General features: G+C 60.1%; 6 protein-coding genes and 2 pseudogenes. 3 read left to right on the top strand and 5 right to left on the bottom strand.

The features are described 5' to 3' along the window. The 3 genes and pseudogenes from JHD07_RS01865 to JHD07_RS39665 all read right to left on the bottom strand — a co-directional run. Positions 1-328 (bottom strand): annotated as a pseudogene (locus JHD07_RS01865) (hypothetical protein); the annotation flags it as partial. Between the two features lie 13 nt (positions 329-341). After that, positions 342-1,073: a hypothetical protein gene (locus JHD07_RS01870; protein ID WP_212023293.1), complete on the bottom strand. Its 732-nt coding sequence runs from the start codon at positions 1,071-1,073 to the stop codon at positions 342-344. 1,412 nt (positions 1,074-2,485) lie between these two features. Beyond that, entirely contained in the window at positions 2,486-2,956 is a 471-nt protein-coding gene (locus tag JHD07_RS39665) for a transposase (protein WP_366863933.1), read from the bottom strand. Here JHD07_RS39665 and JHD07_RS01875 point away from each other — a divergent pair. Beyond that, positions 2,951-3,358 carry a lytic transglycosylase domain-containing protein gene (locus JHD07_RS01875; protein WP_291618381.1) on the top strand — a complete coding sequence of 136 codons (408 nt, stop codon included), beginning with the start codon at positions 2,951-2,953 and terminating at the stop codon, positions 3,356-3,358. The genes JHD07_RS39665 and JHD07_RS01875 overlap by 6 nt on opposite strands. Positions 3,359-4,167: 809 nt before the next feature. Here the strand turns inward: JHD07_RS01875 and JHD07_RS01880 are convergent. Beyond that, complete coding sequence (locus tag JHD07_RS01880) at positions 4,168-4,944, bottom strand: hypothetical protein (RefSeq protein WP_291618383.1); 777 nt, start codon at positions 4,942-4,944, stop codon at positions 4,168-4,170. 91 nt (positions 4,945-5,035) lie between these two features. Here JHD07_RS01880 and JHD07_RS01885 point away from each other — a divergent pair. Further along, positions 5,036-6,142 (top strand): annotated as a pseudogene (locus tag JHD07_RS01885) (DUF3363 domain-containing protein); the annotation flags it as partial. A 388-nt stretch (positions 6,143-6,530) separates the two neighbouring features. Here JHD07_RS01885 and JHD07_RS01890 read toward each other — a convergent pair. Further along, positions 6,531-6,710: a helix-turn-helix transcriptional regulator gene (locus JHD07_RS01890; RefSeq protein ID WP_291618450.1), complete on the bottom strand. Its 180-nt coding sequence runs from the start codon at positions 6,708-6,710 to the stop codon at positions 6,531-6,533. 190 nt (positions 6,711-6,900) lie between these two features. Here JHD07_RS01890 and JHD07_RS01895 point away from each other — a divergent pair, with 190 nt between their 5' ends. Continuing rightward, complete coding sequence (locus tag JHD07_RS01895; RefSeq protein ID WP_212023297.1) at positions 6,901-7,173, top strand: DUF2285 domain-containing protein; 273 nt, start codon at positions 6,901-6,903, stop codon at positions 7,171-7,173. Positions 7,174-7,256 lie beyond the last annotated feature (83 nt).

Consider the following 7,256-nt stretch of genomic DNA (forward strand, 5'->3'; position numbering starts at 1 on the left):
ACCTGAATGTGTAATCCTCATGCCGAGGGGAAAGGGTCGCGATGACACTTTTGGTCTGGTCGCTCAAGACCAAACCGACCTTTTCCGCCTCAGTGAGGCCGACAAGAAGTTTGTGCCCGAGCTTCTTCCGGCAGGCGTCCAGGGTCCACCCGTTAGCCAGGAGGCAGGCCTTTAACAGCAGTTCGATCGCGTGTCCGCGCAGGAAATATGTTGGGGCGACCAGGTAAATGCTGTGCTCGTCGGTCCTCAGGTTCTCAGCTGCTATCATATAGTCGCCGGCATCCTTCTTGAAGATCACGGCCATTTCTTTGTCAGAAAGTCCCGTCATTTGCGGCCTCGGATCACGCGTCAAAAAGTTTGATAGCGAAGGTCGCGGCGCTCGCCATCTGCGCCAGCACGGCCTCAACAGGCCGTCTAACAATACCGGGTTCTTCAATTGCGATGTAGAACCTCGTGTGGATTGCTGGCGTCGGAACACCTTTCCGGATCATTCCTAGCACTGTCTCTTCACCGACCTGTATCGAACCCTCGCCGCCGAGCGGCGTAAAGTCGCCTTCAGCAAGAGTGCCGGCCATCCACATATGGATAGGTTTGAGCTGAGTGTTCAGGAGCCGCCGATGCTTTCGTACTATGTCGAGATGGTGCAACATCCAAAGCAAATCGTTGCCGCCCAGATACGGCTTCACCTGTTCTCTCATTAAACGTTGATCGAGTGCCGACAGGCCCGCGAGTAGCTGCCTTCCCTTTTTCTCAAACTCCTCTTCGGTTTTTGTGATTGGAAAATAGACCTGATGCTCAGGTATCGCGATGTTGTGCCGCTTCACGAGCGTCATCGCGAGCACGTCGAGGCTGCTGCGAATTGAGTTTAGGTAAGCGCCGACCTCCGCATGAAACGCGAGCGGCAACAGTTCGTTCTCGACTGCGACGATCAGGTTGTCTGCCGGCGGCGGGAGTACTTTGACTTCAATGGTCACGCCGCGCTTCAGCCACTCATCCAAGCGCTTGGAGAGGTCAGGCAATTGTCCGATTGCCCAATCGACGCTTGCTTGGGCTTGTAAAAGGTCCGGGCGCATTTTACGGGCTTTCAGGCGTTAAGTTGGTTTTAAGGAAATTACCCTTGAAAAGCCGCAAAGTGCGGCCATATCGAGGTTGAATACGGAAATACGTGCAGTGTGTTGTGGGGTCACCGGTGCACTCAACAAAAAATCCCACAGCCTACTGGCCTTGTGTGCGAGGCACGTACCGAAAGGGACCCTCGCGCAATAGAGAAGGAGCTTCACCATGACGGTGCTGTTCACTCTCGAAGCCAGCCAGCCGTGCGGTAAGACGTTTCGCCTGGGCCTTGGATGCAATTTGCATCTGGCTTCGATGATCGCCTTACTATCACGACTGTTCTAAACGGATCGAGCGCTCCCATTAAGTTGGGGGCGCTCTTTTCGCTTCAGAAGGTTCCCACGTCGTACCGCTTTGTTGCCGGACTATTTGGATTCCTGATCTTCAGCCAACACCTTGACCTCCCACTATCGTACACGGGAGGTCTTTCGTTTGGCGACAATGCCCTCATGACCGAGCCTGCACACGTACTCGAGGACGGTGTTGCCGCCACCTTCAAGATGGTTGTACTCGATGCCGTCCGGCGCCTTCTGCAGGAGATCGTCGAGCAGCCCTTTGCGACAAGCGGCTGCTTACGCGCCTCAGTGCCGTTGAGCTCCAGCAGATGCCCAGACGCATGCCTCCGAGACTCTCGTCTGCAGAAGTAGCTCACACGTTCCATCGACGCATTCGAAAAGGGCGAGGCTGCGGCTCGCGATGGCCGCGGCCGGCGGCTCCCAAAATGAAAGGGCTGCCGCGTCGTCGGCGAGGGAAACTCTTTGTCATGAACGGCCAGTCCACCAAGCCGGCAGATCGCCGCCATTTCGGGTTCTTGCGGCATCGTCCGTCATTGGCCGTGCGCTGCCGGTGTCGGTCCGGGAGGAATCATCGTGCACGTATTGGGTATTGGAACTGCCATTCCTCTGTTCGGCCAAATGCTGCACCATTCCTCCGTTCTCTAATCGCGGCCCATCATGCAAGTCCGTTTTTTCCACTTCTCAGTACACACAAGAGTGCTGCTCTTGTCCGTCGAAACGATGGCGAGCGAAGGTTTGCTTGGCACGGCGAGGTCAAACCCGAAGCCGCCGGAGGCGGGGGCGCAAAGCGCCAGGCTTGAGCTTGCCGTGTCAAGCAAACATACTGTTCAGCCAGTTTCGACCCTTCAATACAACACCGTCGGCCATAGCGTCAGCCGCTGCCAAGTCCACCGTTCTCTCCGCAGTCCGATTGGTTTTGCGGCTACATTTTTGCGTCAGAAGGTCGACGCCGCTATGTCCCGAGCGGGGTCTGCATCTCTGCAGCCGCAGGAGGAATGGCGCGGTAGCCGGCACTCGTCCCGGTAGTACCTCTTACCGCTGTCGCAGACAGAGGATCTCCATGTTGGTTGTACCGATCAGGCGATCGAGGTGCGACCACTCCACTGGAATGGCGTCTCGTTACGCCACATGTGATGCAAGATGACCGCCAGTTTCCTCGCTACTGCGACCATGGCCAGTTTACTTCTCGATCGCTCGAACAATGCGCGTCCCCATTGCTGGAGCGCGGAAGGTCGGGAGCAGCGGCGCAACACAACGCGTGGAGCTTCATAGAGCAAGGTTCGCATAGTTGCATCGGCAGCGCGCGAGGTACGTCCAGCTCGATTGGTATCGCCCGACTGGAACCTACGCGGTGTCAGCCCAAGGCATGCGGCAACAGTCCGAAAACGTCGAGAGAAGTCTGTGCGCCGTAGTGACGTTGTTCTTTGCGCTGAGTGTGAGCAACGTTCCTGCTTTCGCCGAAGTGCGATGCGACGAGTGATCGAGCGATCGATCCGTCTGCGGCTTTCGTCGGGCAGGCCGCGCTGCGGTTCGGCGTCCCGGTGCACTGGATACGCGCAGTCCTAGACGTCAAGAGCGTCGGCGACATGCGTGCGAGGTTACCAAGAGGCGCCATGGAGCTGAAGCAGATCATGCCGGAGACGCGGTCAGAGCTACGTCCGCCGTACGACCTCGGCAACGATCCCTACGATTCTCGTGACAACATTCTTGCCGGCATCGCGTACCTTTGCGAACTGCGCGATCGGTATGGCTCGCCTAGCGTTTTTACCGCGAACAACCCGGGACCATCTCGCTATGAAAGCATCTCGCAGGCGGCTGTTTGCCAGACGGGACGCGAGCACACGTCGCAAAGCTTGCAAATCTGCTTGCCATCGAACTGCCGCCGAGGTGGACGTCCAAGGGACGGTCACCAGCAGCCGCGGCGCTATCCTTCACGCGATCGGATCTAAGGAAGACGCGCGATCGGTTGCTGGCGCTCATGCCGTCGATTGGTGTCACGACGGCAATTTCAGCGCCCGATGTTTCACCCATGGTCCCATGGCCTATTGGCGTATTCGTCCCTCGATTGGATTCGGGAGGATCGCAATGACCAACTGTGTGAGCTCGCAAGCTGACGGCGTATGGGCGATGCCTTCGGCCCGCGCTCTACTCGTCGCTTTGCTCCTCACCGAGCCACCCTTCGTGTGTCTCGGCCCTTCGGGTAACGATCGCTATCGCAAGCGCTCGGAAGCAGTGTGGGCTTCCCGGGTTGGCTGCCGAGTCGCTGCGGCTTTTTCGGGAACTGGTGGTCGGGAGATCACGATGGACCTTGAGGATGAGGGCAAGATAAAGCGAACTTTCGTTCGCGCCTCGCTGTGCTCGTCAAGTTGTTGTCTGCACATTGTCTTTTCGAATTTTAGCGGAGTGGCGAGAAGGTGCGCGCGAGCCGCCATCGCCGTTTTCTCTTTAGCTTCCAATGCTCCGGGCGGCACCATTCGTCATGTGAGAGTAATTGGGGGCGTCTGCCTACGATTGCGCACGTCGTTCGACGCGAGAATGCACCGACCGAATTTGCGATCTTGCCGGAGTTGCTTCGTGCTCCGATTGTCGTGATATGGCGCACGACGAAGACAATTTTCGCATCCATCCTGGCAAAGTCCGTGACCGCGGTGGCGCTCGATTGCGTGCGGGCCGGATAGGTGGGTCACGTCGACGACCGAGCAGCTTTCTTGGCGAGGTTCAGCAGGCGATCCGGCGCGCTGGAGGTGACCCCAATCGACTACCTGGGACCGTCGGGCGAAGTGGCCGGTTCAACGCCCGGGGCCGCGGCGCGAAGGTGGTCGCATCTTTTACGAGATACGGCGGAGGGTGGAGCCTGGACGGGAGCGGCGTTCGTTTCCGGGCAAGGCGGGTCGTGGTCAAGGCGCGCGTGGTCAGACTCAATCCGCAAGGTCGTAGCCGCAGCCCGAAGAAGCAAGGCGCGCTCAGCAAAGCGGTCGATGCCCATCTGCGCTATCTCGAACGGGACGGCGTCACGCGGGACGGAGAGCAGGGGCGGGTCTATTCTGCGGTGGAGGACCAGGCCGACGGCCGGGCCTTCGTCGAGCGCGGCCGCGAGGACCGGCATCAATTCCGCTTCATCTTGGCGCCGGAGGATGCCGCTGAGATGGACGACCTGCGCGCCTTCACCCGCGGCCTCATGCAGCAAATGGAAGCCGATCTCGGGACGGAGCTGGATTGGGTAGCAGTCGATCACCACAACACCGGTCACCCCCATACTCACATCCTGGTCCGGGGCGTCACCGATGATGGCAAGATCCTGAACATCGCAGGCGACTACATCGCTCACGGTGTCCGCCACCGGGCGAGTGAACTGGTGACGCTTGAACTCGGTCCGCAGACCGAACTGGACGTCGCCCGCAAGCTGGCGAGCGAGGTCGACGCGGAGCGCCTGACCCGGCTCGACCGGATATTGATCGAGCAGCAACGGGACGAGGGTTCGATCGACCTCAGGGCTGGCAAAGGACAGAGCTTTCTCGTTCGGGAGAACCGCCATCTGTTGATCGACAGGGTGAAGCGGCTGCAGCCGCTATGGCCTCGCCTCGGAGCAAGAACCCGGACGCTGGACCCTCTCGGACCGGGCCGAGGCGGGTTTGAAGGAGCTCGGCGAGCGCAACGACATCATCAAGACCATGCACCGGACGTTGGCCGATCACGGCCTCGCCGAGCAGCGCGGCGTAGACCAATACGCCGTCCATGGCGGCAAGCTTGCGGAGCCGGTCACAAGCCGGGTGGTCGGCAAGGGCCTTGCCGGCGACGAGATGGGGGAACGGGTCTGTCTCGTCATCGACGGCGTCGATGGCCGCGTCCACCATATCGAGTTCGCCGATGCTTCCCGCCTTGAGGATGTCAGCCGCGGCATGATCGTCGAGGCAGCCCCTGTCGTCTCCGGGCCGAGAGCATCCGATCGCAACATTGCCCTCGTGGCGGAGAGTGATGACGGCGTCTACCGGCCGAGCCGCCACCTAGCACAAATTCGCGACCGGCTGGAGGCGACGGGGGAGGACCCGGACGCGTTCGTCCGCTCCCATGTTCGCCGCCTGGAAGCCTTGCGGCGAGCCGGCCATGTCGAGCGCATCGACGCCGACCACTGGAAGATTCCGCAGGACATGACGGAGCGGGGAATGGCCTATGACCTCAGCCATGGCGGCGGCGATGGGCTCTCGGTCCGCACACTCTCGACTTTTGATCTCGATCGGCAGGTCGGTAGCGACGGGGCAACCTGGCTCGACCGTGAACTTGCCTCGCGCAACCGCACGCCTCTCGTTGCGGCAGGCTTCGGCCGTGAGGTTACCGACGCCCTGGAGCGGCGCAGGCAAAGCCTGGTCAGCATGGGGTATGCCACCCGCCTGCCGGACGGCAGGATCCAGGGTCCAAAGGACCTTGTTGCGACGCTGGAGCGTGCCGAGGTCGCCCGCGTCGGCTCCGAGATGGCCGCCGCCCGCAAGCTGGCGTTCCAACCGCCCAAGGCGGGAGAATACGTCAGTGGCCGGCTGCTTGGGTCGGCCAATCTGGCCAGCGGACGCTTTGCCATGATCGAGACCTTCATCGGCGACGGAGGCCTCGGCTTCAGCCTCGTGCCATGGCAGCCCATCCTGGACCGGCGCATTGGCCAGCACATCACCGGCGCCATGCGGAGCGATGGCAGCGGCATCGAGTGGAGCTTTGGACGCAAGCGCGAACTTGGGTTGTGAGCGCGACCGGCTAGGGGCTTTACCTGCCCTGGCGCGAGTGGGCCGGACCGCCGCCATCCCCTCAAGGCTGGCGCTACCGCGCCCCCGCTTCGCGGCTGGCGGCCTTGACCGGATGTCGTCGGCCCGGCAAGGGCTGGTCAAGCAGGTAAGATTCATTGGGAGCAGGGCGCTCCCTTTGCGAAAGGCGGCGACGTGATTGCCTCTGCGCCAAAGAGCTAACTAGCCGTTTGTCGCGCAGCAGCCCGCGGTACAGATACTCGGTTATTCACCGCACAATCGCTGGTCGCGTCTTCTGCGTTCTGGCTGCGCTGATGACTTCACCAGCGAATACATGGTTCCGTCTGCGGGGCACATCCTTGCCCGGCTCGTCTGCCGCGGGACGTGGCACCTAGTCGCCTTTGAGCAATTTCCAAGGCTCAATCTGTAACCCACTGGCAATCCGAGCCAGGTTGTCGAGAGAAACATTTCGCTCGGAACGCTCAACGGAGCTCAGATAGGTGCCGTTGATTCCGGATTCGTGAGCGAGCGCTTCTTGGCTAAGACCGCGCGCAGCCCGGAGCCGGCGCATATTTTTCGCCAGCACGTCTCGAAGCGGTCCTTTGTGCGTCCTCTTCACGGACGCAGATACATCTGTTTGACGCTTTTAAGACTACCGCTTTTAAGTTGCATTCCGCCGCGCAATTCTATTTTTCAACAGCGCGGCTGAAGAGCTGACCGACGCTAGCTCGAACGTTCAATTAGGCAGGGGCCCACAAGACATGACTGGATTTATGACTGATCCCGAGGTTGCAGCAATTGCACCGGCCGAACCGGCTTTGACACCCTACGATCGTGCCCACCGTGTGACATATCTCAGGTTACTCGACGCACACGCTGAAGGCATTGAATGGCGCGAGATCGTACGAACCGTTTTGCATATCGATCCTGACCGGGAGCAGGAACATGCGCGCAAAACGTTTGAAAGCCATCTCGCCCGAGCCCAGTGGATGACTGAACAAGGCTACAGGCAATTGTTGAAAGGCTTTGAATAGATCGATATCGCTTAGCGGGCCGCAGGATTTCAGGAGATCTTGAATTTCTAACCTAACTATCTTTTGCCGAGCCAAATTGCGCG

The sequence above is a fragment of the Bradyrhizobium sp. genome (assembly GCF_016462955.1).
In the GTDB taxonomy this organism is placed as follows: Bacteria; Pseudomonadota; Alphaproteobacteria; order Rhizobiales; family Xanthobacteraceae; genus Bradyrhizobium.